At 67.0% G+C, this 14,428-nt stretch carries 13 protein-coding genes; 8 read left to right on the top strand and 5 right to left on the bottom strand.

Translation table 11 applies throughout. The features are described from left to right. Positions 1-41: 41 nt before the first annotated feature. The 4 genes from ACN9MV_RS09270 to xseB all read right to left on the bottom strand — a co-directional run bounded on the left by ACN9MV_RS09270 (position 42) and on the right by xseB (position 4,293). Entirely contained in the window at positions 42-1,121 is a 1,080-nt protein-coding gene (locus ACN9MV_RS09270; RefSeq protein WP_093049979.1) for a TRAP transporter substrate-binding protein, read from the bottom strand. A 111-nt stretch (positions 1,122-1,232) separates the two neighbouring features. Next, entirely contained in the window at positions 1,233-3,089 is a 1,857-nt protein-coding gene (dxs, locus tag ACN9MV_RS09265) for a 1-deoxy-D-xylulose-5-phosphate synthase (RefSeq protein WP_093049976.1), read from the bottom strand. A 20-nt stretch (positions 3,090-3,109) separates the two neighbouring features. Beyond that, on the bottom strand, positions 3,110-4,030 hold the full coding sequence (locus ACN9MV_RS09260) for a polyprenyl synthetase family protein (RefSeq protein WP_426391905.1): 921 nt from the start codon (positions 4,028-4,030) through the stop codon (positions 3,110-3,112). After that, positions 4,027-4,293, bottom strand: a complete 267-nt coding sequence (gene xseB / locus ACN9MV_RS09255) for an exodeoxyribonuclease VII small subunit (protein WP_007829283.1) — start codon at positions 4,291-4,293, stop codon at positions 4,027-4,029. The genes ACN9MV_RS09260 and xseB overlap by 4 nt, the downstream gene beginning before the upstream one ends. Positions 4,294-4,521: 228 nt before the next feature. Between xseB and ACN9MV_RS09250 the strand changes: the two genes are divergently transcribed. From ACN9MV_RS09250 to ACN9MV_RS09215, 8 genes are all read left to right on the top strand, one after another. Then, positions 4,522-5,664 (top strand): aromatic ring-hydroxylating oxygenase subunit alpha, encoded by a 1,143-nt coding sequence (locus ACN9MV_RS09250; protein WP_093075350.1) that lies wholly within the window; start codon positions 4,522-4,524, stop codon positions 5,662-5,664. A 58-nt stretch (positions 5,665-5,722) separates the two neighbouring features. Continuing rightward, entirely contained in the window at positions 5,723-6,655 is a 933-nt protein-coding gene (locus ACN9MV_RS09245) for a DMT family transporter (protein WP_256216693.1), read from the top strand. A gap of 39 nt (positions 6,656-6,694) precedes the next feature. Continuing rightward, entirely contained in the window at positions 6,695-7,603 is a 909-nt protein-coding gene (locus ACN9MV_RS09240) for a sulfurtransferase (RefSeq protein WP_426391904.1), read from the top strand. Then, positions 7,600-8,199 carry a DUF2796 domain-containing protein gene (locus ACN9MV_RS09235; protein ID WP_426391903.1) on the top strand — a complete coding sequence of 200 codons (600 nt, stop codon included), beginning with the start codon at positions 7,600-7,602 and terminating at the stop codon, positions 8,197-8,199. The genes ACN9MV_RS09240 and ACN9MV_RS09235 overlap by 4 nt, the downstream gene beginning before the upstream one ends. A 4-nt stretch (positions 8,200-8,203) precedes the next feature. Next, complete coding sequence (locus tag ACN9MV_RS09230) at positions 8,204-8,950, top strand: ABC transporter ATP-binding protein (protein ID WP_426391902.1); 747 nt, start codon at positions 8,204-8,206, stop codon at positions 8,948-8,950. After that, positions 8,947-10,209: an ABC transporter permease gene (locus ACN9MV_RS09225; RefSeq protein WP_426391901.1), complete on the top strand. Its 1,263-nt coding sequence runs from the start codon at positions 8,947-8,949 to the stop codon at positions 10,207-10,209. The genes ACN9MV_RS09230 and ACN9MV_RS09225 overlap by 4 nt, the downstream gene beginning before the upstream one ends. Before the next feature lie 3 nt (positions 10,210-10,212). Next, positions 10,213-10,851 carry a DUF3299 domain-containing protein gene (locus tag ACN9MV_RS09220; RefSeq protein WP_093049955.1) on the top strand — a complete coding sequence of 213 codons (639 nt, stop codon included), beginning with the start codon at positions 10,213-10,215 and terminating at the stop codon, positions 10,849-10,851. Between the two features lie 180 nt (positions 10,852-11,031). Next, positions 11,032-12,993: a DUF3300 domain-containing protein gene (locus ACN9MV_RS09215; RefSeq protein ID WP_426391900.1), complete on the top strand. Its 1,962-nt coding sequence runs from the start codon at positions 11,032-11,034 to the stop codon at positions 12,991-12,993. A 27-nt stretch (positions 12,994-13,020) separates the two neighbouring features. On the opposite strand, the gene ACN9MV_RS09210 is transcribed toward ACN9MV_RS09215, so the two are convergent. Beyond that, complete coding sequence (locus ACN9MV_RS09210; protein WP_176928699.1) at positions 13,021-14,289, bottom strand: M20/M25/M40 family metallo-hydrolase; 1,269 nt, start codon at positions 14,287-14,289, stop codon at positions 13,021-13,023. Between the last annotated feature and the right edge of the window lie 139 nt (positions 14,290-14,428).

Here is a 14,428-nt window from a genome sequence, read left to right as displayed (position 1 = left end):
TCCAGCGGGGCTTTTTTGCATGCAGCGCGCGAGGCGCCTGCTTACAGCTTCTGCTGCTGCATGAAGCGGTCGAAGGTGCCTTCCGTGTAGCGGAACCAGGCGTTCTGGTCGGCCAGGAATTTCGACCAGTCGCCGTAGATCTTCTTCCACTCGGGGTTGGTGTTGTTCAGGTCCGAGTAGATCTGCTGGGCCGACTTGAAGGCCGCGTTCATCACGTCCTGCGAGAACGGACGCAGCTTGGTGCCCGACCCCACGAGCTGCTTCAGCGCGATCGGGTTCTTGGAGTCGTACTTGGCCGTCATCGTGATGTTGGCGTGTGCGGCAGCCGCCTCGACGATGGCCTTGTACTCGGCCGACAGGCCTTCCCATGCCTTGGTATTGATGTAGAAGTCGAGCTCGGGGCCGCCTTCCCACCAGCCGGGGTAGTAGTAGAACGGCGCGATCTTGTTGAAGCCCAGCTTCTGGTCGTCGTACGGGCCGACCCATTCGAGGCCGTCCAGCGTGCCCTTTTCGAGCGCCGGGTACAGGTCGGCACCGGGAATCGATTGCGGGATCACGCCGAAGGGCTCGAGCACCTTGCCCGCGAACGGGTTGGTGCGGAACTTCAGGCCCTTCAGGTCGGCGACCGACTTGATTTCCTTGCGGAACCAGCCGCCCATCTGCGCGCCGGTGTTACCGCCCGGCAGGTTGATGATGTTGTACTTGGCGTAGAACGCGCGCATCAGCTTCAGGCCGTTGCCTTCGTACATCCAGGCGTTCTGCTGGCGGGTGTTCATGCCGAAGGGCACTGCGCAGCCCAGGCAGAAGGTCGGGTCCTTGCCGTAGAAGTAGTACGGCGCCGTGTGGGCCATTTCGACCGAGGCGTTCTGCACGCCGTCGACCACGCCGAATGCGGGCATCAGCTCGCCGCCGGCATGCACGGAAATCTGGAACTTGCCGCCCGTCATGTCGCTGACGCTCTTCGAGAACACCTCGGCGGTGCCGAAGATGGTGTCCAGCGACTTGGGAAAACTCGACGCCAGGCGCCAGCGAACGGTGGCTTGGGCGTGAACCGCGGGTGCGATGCCGGCAGCCAGAACGCCCGCGATGCCGGCGTTTTTGATGAGGGAACGACGATCCATTGATAGCTCTCCGAGTTCTTGGAAAAACAAAACGCGGCTTGTGACCGCGTTGGGGACTTTTGTCTAAGTCCGGACGATTGTAAAAACGCGCTTACAGCCGCCGGCAGGGGTTTACCCTGCGCTCGAAACGAAGCGCTCGCGGATCGATGCCTCGATGCCGATCGCGTCCAGTCCGATCGACGCCAGCAGCTTGGCCGGATCGCCGTGTTCGATGAAGCGATCTGGCAGGCCGAGTTGCAGCACCGGCTTCTGCACGTTGGCGGCTTGCAGTGCTTCAAGCACCGCACTGCCCGCGCCGCCCATGATGGCACCCTCTTCCAGCGTGACGATGGCATCGTGCGTGCCTGCGACCTTCAGCAGCAGCTCGACGTCGAGCGGCTTGGCCCAGCGCATGTTGACCACCGTGGCGTCGAGCGACTCGGCGGCAGTGAGCGCGGGGTACAGCAGCGTGCCGAAGGCGAGGATGGCAATGCGCTTGCCTTCGCGGCGAATCTCGCCCTTGCCGAAGGGCAGTGATTCGAGCGTGAGGTGCGGCGTGACGCCTGCGCCGGAACCGCGCGGATAGCGCACGGCCACCGGGTGGTTCTGCTCGTAGGCACTCGACAGCAGTTGGCGGCACTCGCGCTCGTCGGCCGGGCAGGCCACGCTCATGTTCGGGATGCAGCGCAGGAACGGAATGTCGTACGCACCCGCATGCGTGGCGCCGTCTGCGCCCACGAGGCCCGCGCGGTCGAGCGCGAACACCACCGGCAGATTCTGGATCGCCACGTCGTGGATCAACTGGTCGTACGCGCGCTGCAGGAAGGTCGAGTAGATCGCGACCACCGGCTTCAGCCCCTCGCATGCCAGGCCGGCCGCGAAGGTCACGGCGTGCTGCTCGGCGATGCCGACGTCGTAGTAGCGGTCGGGAAAGCGCTTCTCGAATTCAACGAGGCCCGAGCCTTCGCGCATCGCGGGCGTGATGCCCACGAGGCGGCCGTCGTGTGCGGCCGTGTCGCACAGCCACTGGCCGAATACCTGCGTGAAGGTCTGCTTGGCCACCGCGGCGGACTTGACCAGCCCCACCTGCGGATCGAACTTGCCGGGGCCGTGATAGGCCACCGGATCGGCCTCGGCCAGCTTGTAGCCCTGCCCCTTCTTCGTGACCACGTGCAGGAACTGCGGGCCTTCGAGGTGCTTGAGGTTCTCGAGCGTGGGCACCAGCGAGTCGATGTCGTGGCCGTCGATCGGGCCCACGTAGTTGAAGCCGAACTGCTCGAACAGCGTGGCCGGCACGACCATGCCCTTGGCATGCTGCTCCAGGCGCTTGGCCAGCTCGAACAGCGGCGGCGCGTTGCGCAGCATGCTCTTGCCGACGTTCTTGGCGGCGGCGTAGAAGTTGCCGCTCATCAGTTGCGCGAGGTAGCGGTTGAGCGCACCCACCGGCGGGCTGATCGACATGTCGTTGTCGTTCAGGATCACGAGCAGCTTGCAGTCGCACACGCCCGCGTTGTTCAGCGCCTCGAAGGCCATGCCGGCCGTGAGCGCGCCGTCGCCGATGATGGCCACGGTGTGGCGGTCTTCGCCCTTCTGCTTGGCAGCCATGGCCATGCCGAGCGCGGCCGAGATGCTGGTCGACGAGTGGGCAGTGCCGAAGGTGTCGTACTCGCTCTCGCTGCGCTGCGGAAAGCCCGAGATGCCGCCGATCTGCCGCAGCGTGGGCATGCGCTCGCGCCGGCCCGTGAGGATCTTGTGCGGGTAGGTCTGGTGGCCCACGTCCCACACCAGTCGATCGTGCGGCGTGTTGAACACGTGATGCAGCGCGACCGTGAGTTCGACCGTGCCGAGGTTGGAACTCAGGTGGCCGCCGGTGCGCGAGACGTTGTCGAGCACGCTGGCGCGCACCTCATCGGACAGCTGGCGCAGTTGCGCCCGGTCGTATTTGCGGATCGGCGAGGGGTCGTGAAGTGTGGGAAGCAGCGGAGCCATGTGGGGGTTGTTCTTTTCTCTCAGCGGTCGCGGTCGACCACCATGTGGGCCAACGCTCGCAAAGCGGCGGTGTCGGCCAGGCCGCTGCGCTCCAGGGCGGCGAGCGCATCGGCCAGCAGCTGGCGGGCCTGGGCGCGCGCGCCGTCGAGGCCGAGCAGCGACACGTAGGTTGGCTTGTCGGCCGCGGCGTCCTTGCCGGCGGTCTTGCCCAGGGTCTGCGAGTCGGCCGTGACGTCGAGGATGTCGTCGACCACCTGGAACGCGAGGCCGATGGCGGCGCCGTAGTCGCGCAGCGCGGCCAGTGCCGCGGGAGTGACCGAACCGCAGGCGGCGCCCATCTCGACGCTGCCCTGAAGCAGCGCGCCGGTCTTCAGGCGATGCATTTCGCGCAGCTGCGTTTCGTCGAGCGCAATGCCGACGCTGGCCAGGTCGATGGCCTGGCCGCCGGCCATGCCCTGGCTGCCCGCGGCGCGCGCGAGCAGGCGGCACAGCAGGGCCTGGGTGGAGGCGGGAATCTCGTCGCCATCGGGCGTGAGCAGTTCGAAGGCCAGGGCCTGCAGCGCGTCGCCGGCCAGCAAGGCGTCGGCCTCGCCGAATTTCACGTGCACGGTGGGCTTGCCGCGGCGCAGGACGTCGTTGTCCATGCACGGCAGGTCGTCGTGCACCAGCGAATAGGCGTGAATCAGTTCCGTAGCGCAGGCCGCGCGCAGGGCGGCGGCGCGGTTGCCGCCGACGGCCTCGCTGGCGGCCAGCACCAACAGGGGTCGCAGCCGCTTGCCGCCGTCGAGCACGGCATAGCGCATGGCGTCACCCAACAGCACGGGGGCGTCGACGCCGACCCAGCGCGACAGCGCCGCTTCGACATTCGCCAGACGGGGGTCGCTCCAGCCGGCTAGCGTGCGGGCGTCCCAATGGCTGGAATTCAGCGCGGCGGCGCTCATTCGGGCGTCCAGACCTTCAGGCTGCCCGAATCGAGCACCTTGATCTGGTCTTCGACCGCCTGCAACTTGTCGCGACAGAAGGCGAGCAGCGCCGCGCCGCGCTGGTAGCTGACTAGCAGCTGGTCGAGGGGCAACTGGCCCGATTCGAGTTCCGCCACCAGTTGCTCCAGTTCCTGGAGCCCGGCTTCGTAACTGGCAGGCAGCGGGCCCGTATCGGGCGTTGCCGCCGGGCTGGACGAGGAAGGGGGGGGCACCTTGGGCATGCAAGCGAAACGTGGGTGAAATCGGGCATTTTAGGACTGGGATCGAAACAACTGGCGACCGCCGCCGGACCGGGTGAAAAGCCGGGGGCACAAAAATGCCCCCCGGGTACAATGCGAACTTCTCTCGTTGACGACGTCAACACATTCTTCGGGCCGCCGACCCTTCCTGGCGGCGCCTTTCCGTTCTTTTCTTTTTTTCTCCCTGTGGGGAGCTTGGTCAGGTCCTCCATGTCTGATTTAAGTCTTCAACTGCAGCAGGCCGCGAGCCAACTTCCAGTTTCCGCGTATTTCGATGAGGCGCTCTATGCCCGCGAAATGCAAAACCTTTTCGCGCGAGGGCCCCGCTATGTCGGCCATCGCCTGGCCGTGCCCGAAATGGGCGACTTCCACACCCTGCCGCAGGAGCATCAGGGCCGGGCGCTGGTCCATACGCCCAAGGGCGTAGAGCTGATTTCCAACGTCTGCCGCCACCGCCAGGCACTGATCCTGCAGGGCCGGGGCCAACTCGACAACCAGGCCGGCGGCAACATCGTGTGCCCGCTGCACCGCTGGACCTACGCCGCGAGCGATTCGCGCACCACCGGCACGCTGATCGGCGCCCCGCATTTCGAGCAGGACCCCTGCCTGAACCTGCACAACTACCCGCTCACCGAGTGGAACGGCCTTCTTTTCGAGAAGAACGCAGACGGCTCCGGCCCCGACGTGGCGGCCGACATGGCCGGCCTCGGCCCGCAGGCCGACCTGGACTTCAGCGGCTACGCGCTCGACCGCGTCGAGCTGCACGAGTGCAACTACAACTGGAAGACCTTCATCGAGGTCTACCTCGAGGACTACCACGTCGGCCCGTTCCACCCGGGCCTGGGCAGCTTCGTCACCTGCGACGACCTGCGCTGGGAGTTCAAGCCCCGCTACTCGGTGCAGACGGTGGGCGTGGCCAACCGCCTGGGCCGCGCCGGCAGCCCGGTCTACCAGAAGTGGCAGGAGCAGCTGCTCAAGTACCGCGACGGCAAGCCGCCGAAGTACGGCGCCATCTGGCTCACCTACTACCCGCACGTGATGGTCGAGTGGTATCCGCACGTGCTCACGGTGTCGACCCTGCACCCCGTGAGCCCGACGAAGACGCTCAACATGGTCGAGTTCTTCTACCCAGAGGAAATCGTCGCCTTCGAGCGCGAGTTCGTCGAAGCCCAGCAGGCCGCCTACATGGAAACCTGCGTGGAAGACGACGAGATCGCCGAGCGCATGGACGCCGGACGCCGCGCGCTGATGCTGCGCGGCGACAACGAGACCGGCCCCTACCAGAGCCCGATGGAAGACGGCATGCAGCAGTTCCACGAGTGGTACAAGGCCGCGATGCAGAAACCAGCCTGAGACCGGCCCGCCCCGCACTCGCCGGGGCACTCTTTTTTCTTACCTTAGAGTCGAAACGATGCAAGCGCTGTGGATGGTGCTGGGGGCCTTTTTGTTCGCCACGATGAGCGTGGTCGTGAAAGTCGCCTCCGAGTGGTTCAACAGCGGTGAGATGGTCTTGGGCCGCGGCCTGATCGGCATCGTCTTCCTCTGGCTGCTGGCCCGCAATCGCGGCGTCTCGCTGGCCACCCGATACCCCGGCATGCACGCGTGGCGCAGCACCATCGGCGTGCTGTCGCTGGGCGCCTGGTTCTATGCCATCGCCCACCTGCCGCTGGCCACGGCCGTCACCCTCAACTACATGAGCAGCGTGTGGGTCGCAGCCTTCCTGGTCGGCGGCTCGCTGCTGGCCTGGGTGCCGGTGCCCGGGCGCGACGGCCGCGTGGAGCGCCCGCCGCTGCAGGGCACGCTGGTGCTGACCGTGCTCGCCGGCTTCGTGGGCGTGGTGCTGATGCTCAAGCCCAGCGTCAACGGCAGCGAGGGTTTCGCGGGCATGCTGGGTTTGCTGTCGGGCCTTACGGCCGCGTTTGCCTATATGCAGGTGATGGCGCTGTCGCGCATCGGCGAACCCGAGCTGCGCACGGTGTTCTATTTCGCGGTCGGCTCGGCCGTGGCCGGAGCCTTCGCCACGGCGGCCACCGGGTTTTCGGGCGGTGGCGCCTGGACCTGGCAGCATGCGCTGTGGCTGCTGCCCATCGGATTGCTGGCCGCCCTCGGACAACTCTGCATGACCCGCGCCTACGCCACCGCCAAGACCCAGGCCGGCACACTGGTGGTGGCCAACCTGCAGTATTCGGGCATCGTCTTCGCGGCGTTCTACAGCGTGGTGCTGTTCAACGACCGCATCGATGCCACCGGCTGGGCGGGCATGGCCCTTATCATCGCCAGCGGCATTGCTGCAACCGTGTTGCGACAACGGGCGGTGCCCAAGGCGCCGGCCGAGGAACATTGACTCTTTCTGCATTGACCTGACCAGAGAAGGACACACACCATGTACACCACCCTCATCAGCGTCGAACAACTCCGCAAGCTGCAATCGACGGACACGCCTCTCATGGTGTTCGACTGCACCTTCGACCTCATGAAGCCCGAGAGCGGCGCGCAGCAATACGCGGCCGCACACATTCCGGGCGCGCTGTACGCCAACCTCGACACCGACCTCAGCGCGAAGCACGGCGCCCCCGGCGCGCACGGCGAGGTGGTCGTGGCGCAGGAAGACGGCCTGCCCGCCTCGGGTGGACGCCATCCGCTGCCCAGCCGCGAGAAGTTCGCGGCCTGGCTCTCGAGCATCGGCTTCGCCAACGGCATGCAGGCCGTGGTGTACGACCGCAACGGCGCCAATTACTGCGGCCGCCTGTGGTGGATGCTCAAGTGGATGGGCCACGACGCAGTGGCCGTGCTCGACGGCGGCCTGCAGGCTTGGCAGACCGCGGGCGGCGACGTCACGAGCAGCGAGGAGCCCGCGCGCTTCCAGTCGAACTTCGTCATGGGCGAGCCGATTGCGAAGCTCGTCACCACCGACACCGTGGTGCGCCGGCTCGGCCAGCCTGACCAGAACCTGATCGACGCACGCGCCGGTGCACGTTACCGCGGCGAGGTGGAACCTCTGGACCCGATTGCCGGTCACATCCCCGGGGCCCTCAACCGGCCTTTCGCCGACAACCTCGGCCCCGACGGCAAATTCAAGCCGGCATCGCAATTGCGTGCCGAGTTCGAAGCGCTGCTCGCGGGACGCGATGCGGCGACAGTCGTCCACCAGTGCGGCAGCGGCGTGAGCGCCGTGCCGAATCTGCTCGCCATGCAGATCGCGGGATTCGGGACGACCGCGCTCTATGCCGGCAGCTGGAGCGAATGGAGCAACACGCCGGGGCTGCCGACCCGGCAAGGCGCTGAACCATGACATTGACGACGACGAATCGACGTTCCCGAAGCCTTGGCCGCACCACCGGCCTCGCCATCGCCGCCACCCTCCTCGCGGCCGCCCCGTTCCTCACCGCACAGGCCCAGCAGCAGCACGCCCACGTGCACGGCCAGCTCAAGCTCGACGTGGCCGTCGACGGCCCCACGGTGGTGATCGACATGGAGTCACCGCTCGACAACATCGTCGGCTTCGAACGCGCACCCAAGACCGACGCCGAGAAGAAGCTCGTCGAGGAAGCAGTTGCGCAGCTGCGCGCGGCCGACAAGCTCTTCATCGTCGACCCGGCCGCCAATTGCAAGCTCGGCCCGGTCGACCTGCGCTCCGGCGCACTGGGCCTGGGCAACCCCGACCCGAGCGAGCCCGTCGGCCATGCCGACCTCGACGCCACCTTCTCCTTCAACTGCACCAACGCGGCCGCCGCGAAGTTCATCGACCTGAACCTGTTCAGCGTGTTCAAGGGCCTGCGCCAGATCGACTCGCAGATTGCCACGGCGCAGGGCCAGTTCAAGCGCCAGCTCAAGCGCCCGGCCGGCGCGCAGGCAAGCCAGCCCGCCCGGCTCAGCTGGGGCAAGTAACGCTGTGAGTACCCATCCCGAGGCAGAGTCGTCGCCCTTGCGCGTCGTGCTCGCCGCCGAAGCGCTGCGCTTCGCATGGCCCGGCGTGAAAACGCCGTGCATCGACATCGAGGCCTTTCGTATCACCGCAGGTGAATCGGTGTTCCTGCATGGCCCGAGCGGCTGCGGCAAGAGCACGCTGCTGTCTCTACTGGCCGGCGTGCTGGTAGCAAACGAAGGCCGCGTCACGCTGCTGGGGCACGACTGGTCCAAGCTCTCGGGCGCGGCGCGCGACCGCAGCCGCGTGGCGCACGTGGGCTACATCTTCCAGCAGTTCAACCTGCTTCCGTACCTGAGCGTGATCGACAACGTACTGCTGCCCTGCCGCTTCTCGCAGCGGCGCGAAGCAAATGCCGCACGCAACGGCAGTTCGCGCGACGAAGCCGAGCACCTGCTTCACCAGATGGGCCTCGACCGCAATCTGTGGAAACGCCAGGCACTGCAGTTGTCGGTCGGCCAGCAGCAGCGCGTGGCCGCTGCACGAGCGCTCATTGGCCAGCCCGAAGTGGTGATTGCCGACGAGCCCACTTCGGCACTCGACGAAGACCGGCGCGAAGCCTTTCTCGACGTGCTGCTGACAGCCTGCGCCGAGAACCACAGCGCGCTCGTGTTCGTGAGCCATGACCAGCGCATCGCGCAGCGCTTTGTGCGACACGTGCTGCTGCCCGAGATCAATCGCGCCGCCACCAGCGCAATGGCGGTGGACGCATGAAAGCACTTTTCTCGATTGCCTGGCGCAGCGCCTGGAACCGCCGCTTCACGCTGGCACTCACGGTGTTCTCGATCGCGCTGTCGACCTTTCTTCTTCTGGGTGTCGAACGCATCCGCACCGAGCTGCGCGAGAACTTCGCATCCTCCGTCTCGGGCACCGACCTGATCGTGGGCGCGCGCACCGGCTCCACGCAGCTGCTGCTGTACTCGGTGTTCCGCATCGGCGCGGCCACCAACAACATCTCGTGGAAGAGCGTGCAGGCGCTGTCGCAGCACCCTGGCGTCGACTGGGTGGTGCCGCTGTCGCTCGGCGATTCGCATCGCGGCTTCGCGGTGCTGGCCACTTCCACCGACTACTTCACGCACTTCCGCTACGGCGACAAGCAGACGCTGAAGCTGCGCGAGGGCAAGCCCTTCAGCGAACTGTTCGATGCTGTAGTTGGCGCCGAAGTGGCCGACAAGCTCGGCTACCACGTGGGCCAGAAGATCACGCTCGCGCACGGCAGCGGCGAGCTCAACGTGGCCGAGCATGCGGACAAGCCCTTCACCGTGGTCGGCGTGCTCGCGCGCACCGGCACGCCGGTCGACCGCACGGTGCACATCGGCCTCGCGGCCATGGAAGCCATCCACCTCGAATGGGTGGGCGGCGCGCCGATGCCGGGCGTGCACATTCCGGCCGAGCAGGTGCGCAAGTTCGACCTCACGCCCAAGAACGTGACGGCCGCGCTGGTGGGCCTGAAGAACCGGGCTGCCGTGTTCGGCGTGCAGCGCTGGATCTCGACCTACACCGGCGAGCCGCTCATGGCCATCCTGCCCGGTGTGGCACTCGACGAACTGTGGAGCGTGATCGGCATCGGCGAGAACGCGCTGCTGCTGATGTCGGCGCTGGTCGCGCTGGTAAGCCTTGCGGGGCTGGTGTCTGTGGTGATGGCCGGCCTCAACGAACGACGCCGCGAACTCGCCGTGCTGCGCGCCGTGGGCGCGGGCCTGCGCCACGTGCTGGCGCTGCTCGCACTCGAAGGCGCGATGGTCACCGTGCTGGGCGTGGCCTTCGGCGTGGTGATGGCGGTGCTCGGCATCGCCCTGCTCTCGCCATGGCTGCAGGCACAGTTCGGGCTGACATTGAGCCTTTCAGAACCTACACTGAACGAATGGTTGCTCATGGCAAGCCTGCTGGTCGCTGGATGGCTGGCAAGCCTCTTGCCTGGCATCCGCGCCTACCGACTCTCCCTTGCCGACGGCCTCTCACCGAGGATTTGAACCATGCCCATTGCACACACGACGTCCAAGAGCAAAGCTTTCATCCGGCTTTCAATGCTGATCGCCGGTGCCGGCCTCACAGCCGCCGCCTGGGCCGCCGAGCCCGCGCCCAAGGACACCACCGCCACCAACCCATTGGGTGGCAAGGCCGCGGCACCCGCCGCCGCCAAGGCCGCACCGGGCCAGCCTCGCCAGATCACCTGGGAAGAACTGGTGCCCAAGGACTGGGACCCGGCCAAGGAGTTCAAGGGCATGGACCTGAGCGCGCTCGACGATGGCGACCCGCGCGCCAACGAGCTGCTCATGAAGATGCAGGAGGTGTCGAACAACGCGCCGACCAACCCCGCGATGAACGGCACCGAAGTCAAGATTCCGGGCTTCATCGTGCCGCTCGAAGAGGCCAAGGGCGAAGTCACCGAGTTCCTGCTGGTGCCCTACTTCGGCGCCTGCATCCACACGCCGCCGCCGCCCGCCAACCAGATCCTGCACGTGGTGCCGCAGAAGGGCGCCAAGTTCCGCGCCATGGACACCGTTTGGGTCACCGGCAAGCTGCAGACCCTGCGCAACGACTCGATGATGGGCGTGAGCGGCTACCACGTGAGCGCCGCCAGCGTCACCAAGTACACGGGCGGCGCCAAGTAGCAGCAACGCAGCAGCGCGGGAGGCAGCGGCCTCCCTGCCGTGTGGTTCTGCGCCGACAGGTTTGACGGCGCACCACCGACACAGACCGTTGCATCCACGGCGCAGGCTTTGTCATCGCCTGCTGCCGCGCACCGTTGAAAGAGTTCCGGGCACGACGCCGGCGTCCTCATGGAACTCCAGATGACAAAAAATCTCCCCCTCGCTCCGCGACTGCTGACGATCTCGCTGTGCATCGGCGCCCTCGTCCTCGCAGGCTGCGACAAGACCCCCAGTACGCCGGCTGCCGCACCCGCCGCCACCGACCCGGCAACCACCATGCCCGCGCCCTCGGTGCCGCAGACACCGGCCCCTGCCGCAGCCCCGGTGCAGGCTGCCTACACGCCGCCCGCCGCCGAGCAGCTCTACCAGATGGTCGCGCCCATCGCGCTCTACCCCGACAAGCTGGTGGCCCAGATCCTGGCCGGTGCCACCTACCCCGAGCAGATCACCGCCGCGCACGAATGGCTTGCGCAGAACCGCAACCTCAAGGCCGGTCCGCTGTCCGATGCGGCCAACCAGCAGCCCTGGGACCCGAGCGTGAAGTCGCTCACCGCATTCCGCCCCGTCATCGACCAGATGGCCGGCAACATCCCGTGGACCGAGGCGCTCGGGCAGGCCTACTACAACGACCCGGCCGATGTGATGAACGCGATCCAGGTCATGCGCCAGCGTGCATCGAAGGCGGGCCGCCTCAAGAACAACGACAAGCTGCGCGTGGCCAGTGCCGCGCCGCCGCAGAACTACGCGCCCTCGCCGGACATGCAGCCCATGTACGCAGGCCCCGCGGTGATCGAGCCGCCGCCGCAGTACATCACCATCGAGCCCGTGCAGCCTGACGTGGTGTACGTGCCAGCCTATGACCCGCAGGTCATCTACGGCGAGCCGCAGCCGATCTATCCCGGCTATGCCTATGCACCGCCGGTCGAGGTGGTGTCGCGGGGCTACAGCGGCGGCCAGGTGGCGGCTGCCGGTGCGCTCTCGTTCGGAGCCGGCGTGATCGTGGGCGCCGCGCTGGAGCGGCACGACTGGGGCTGGCACTCGTGGAACATGAACTGGGGCGCGCCGCGCGGGCGTGACCGCGATCGTGGCCCCGCCGTGCAACCGGCCTTCGCCCGGCCGGCCGTGGTCTACAACAACAGCACCTACATCTCGCGCTCGACCACGGTGGTCAACAACAACGTGCGCAATGTCTACAACAACAATGGCGGACCGCGCGGCGCGCTGCCGCCGGGAGCGCCGCCACCCAACTTCGCGGCCGGCCCGGGCCCTGCGCAACAGCAGCAGGCACTATTCGCGCAGCAACAGCAACAACAACGCCAGCAGCAGCAACAGCAGCAGGCGGTGCTTGCGCAACAACAACAGCAGCAACAACAAGTCCGCCAGCAGCAAGCCCTGATGCATCAACAGCAGGCGCAGCAACAAGCCCAGCAACGTTCGCAGCAGCAGACCCAGCAGTTGCAGGCACAACAGCAACAACAGCAAGCGCGCGAGCAACAGCAGCAGGCACGCCAGGCCCGGCTCCAGCAGCAGCAAGACCCTGCGCGCCGCCAGCAAGCCCAACCAGCGCAACAACAACAGCTGGCCCAACAGCAGGCGCAGGAACAGCAACGCCAGCAACAACAGCGCCAGCAACAGGCCCAGCAAGAGCAGTCGCGCCGCCAGCAGATGCAGCAGCAACAGCAGGCGCAGCAACAGGCCCGCGCGCAACAGCAGGCCCAACAACAGCAACAGCAGGTCCAGCGCCAACAGGCGCAACAGCAGCAGGCACAGAACCAGGCCCGGCAGCAGCAGCAAGCCCAGCAGGAGCAGCTACGCCGCCAGCAGCAGGCGCAACAACAGGCACAGCAGCAAGCCGCGCGCGCTCAACAGCAACAGGCGATGCAGCAACAGCAGCAGCAACGTCAGCAGCAGATGCAGCAGCAGCAGGCCCGTGCCCAGCAACAGGCGCAGCAACAACAACAGCAGATCCAGCGCCAGCAGCAACAGCAGCAGCACCAACAACAGCAGGCCCAGCAGCAGCAACAGCGCGCGGCCGCTGCGGCGGCAGTCGCGGCGCGGCGCCCACCGGGACGGCCCGGCGAGCCGGGACAGCAACAGCAGTAGCGCGCCTTCGCCGCCGGGCGGCGTCTATCAGTTCTTGCCGATCTCGGTCAGCAGCCGCGTGACGAGGTAGAGGCGCGGCACGATCGAGTCGACTTCGATGTACTCGTCGCGCGCGTGGTAGCCGAAGCCCGCGAGGCCGAAGCTCTCGACCACCGTGGCCTTGCCCGAGCGGCCCGCATAGCCCGCGTCGGTGCCGCCGCCGGTCATCGGCGTCAGCGCGAGGTCACGGTCGATTTCCTTGTAGATGGCCTGCGCCTTCTCGGCCAGCGCGCGGCCCTTGTCGCCCGCGATGAAGGCCGGGCGGCCCACTTCCACCTTCACCGTGGTCTCGGTGTCGGGAATCAGCTTGCCGGCCGCGATCTTCGCCTGCAGCGCCTCGTTGAGCTTCTTCTCGGCGCCGGGCTGCGTGATGCGGATATCGCCCAGCGCCTGCGCCTTCTCGGTGATCTGGTTGATCGGGCCGGTGGCGCGCGCCACGGTCCAGTTGAGCGTCACGCCCGGGATGTCCTTGGCGAGATCCTTGGTCTGGAGCATCTGGTACGACAGCTCGTACAGCGCGTTGCGGCCCAGTTCGGGCGCGGCGCCGGCGTGTGCCGCGCGGCCTTTCACTTCCATCGTGGCCTGCGCGATGCCGGCCGCGCCCAGCAGCAGCGACTCGCCCTTGACCACCGACTTCGCCACCGTCGGCTCGAACGACAGCACCGTGTCGTGCTGGTCGGCCATCGTGGCGATCAGCTCGCCGGAACCGACCGAGCCCACTTCCTCGTCGGGGTTCATCACAACAGTGAGCGTGTCGTAGTCGCGCCAGCCGGCATCGGCCAGGATCTTGAGCGAGGCCATCATCACGGCCAGGCCGCCCTTGTCGTCGGCGATGCCGGGGCCGTAGATACGGTTGCCGTCGACCTTGTAGGGCTGGCTGCTCAGGATGCCCGGCGCATACACCGTGTCCATGTGGCCCTGCAGCATGATCTTGCGCTTGCCCGTGCCCTTGATCGTGCCGATCACGAGGTCGGCGCCCGCGCCGGCCGTGGCCTTGCGGCGCTCGGTCTTGAAGCCGGCGGCCTTCAGGCGCCCTTCCACCACGTCGGCCATCTTGAGCAGGCCGTCGACGTTGAGGCTGCCCGATTCGATCAGCACCATCTCCTTGAGGTTGTCGATCACCGCGGGCTGCGCCTTCTCCGCGGCGGCGAGCAGCTTCGCATCGGGCGCGGCGTGCGCGCCGGCGACAGCGCCGAGCGCGAGGCCGCAGGCCAGGGCCATGGAGCGAAGCGGGAAGGAGGACAAACGCAAAGTCATGGTGTTTTTCTCGGGAGTGAATGACGGCACACAGCATAGCCACGCGCTCGTGCCGGGCGAGCAAATCGGAGACACGGCAACGACAGGGTTTGCCCGACTGGTCCGCCGCAGGGCTCCATACGCAAAAGCTACCGCAATG

This window comes from Variovorax sp. R-27 (genome assembly GCF_049913215.1).
Classification (GTDB): domain Bacteria; phylum Pseudomonadota; class Gammaproteobacteria; order Burkholderiales; family Burkholderiaceae_C; genus Variovorax.
The sequence above is the reverse complement of the archived record's forward strand: the minus strand, read 5'-3'. Positions and strand labels throughout refer to the sequence as shown.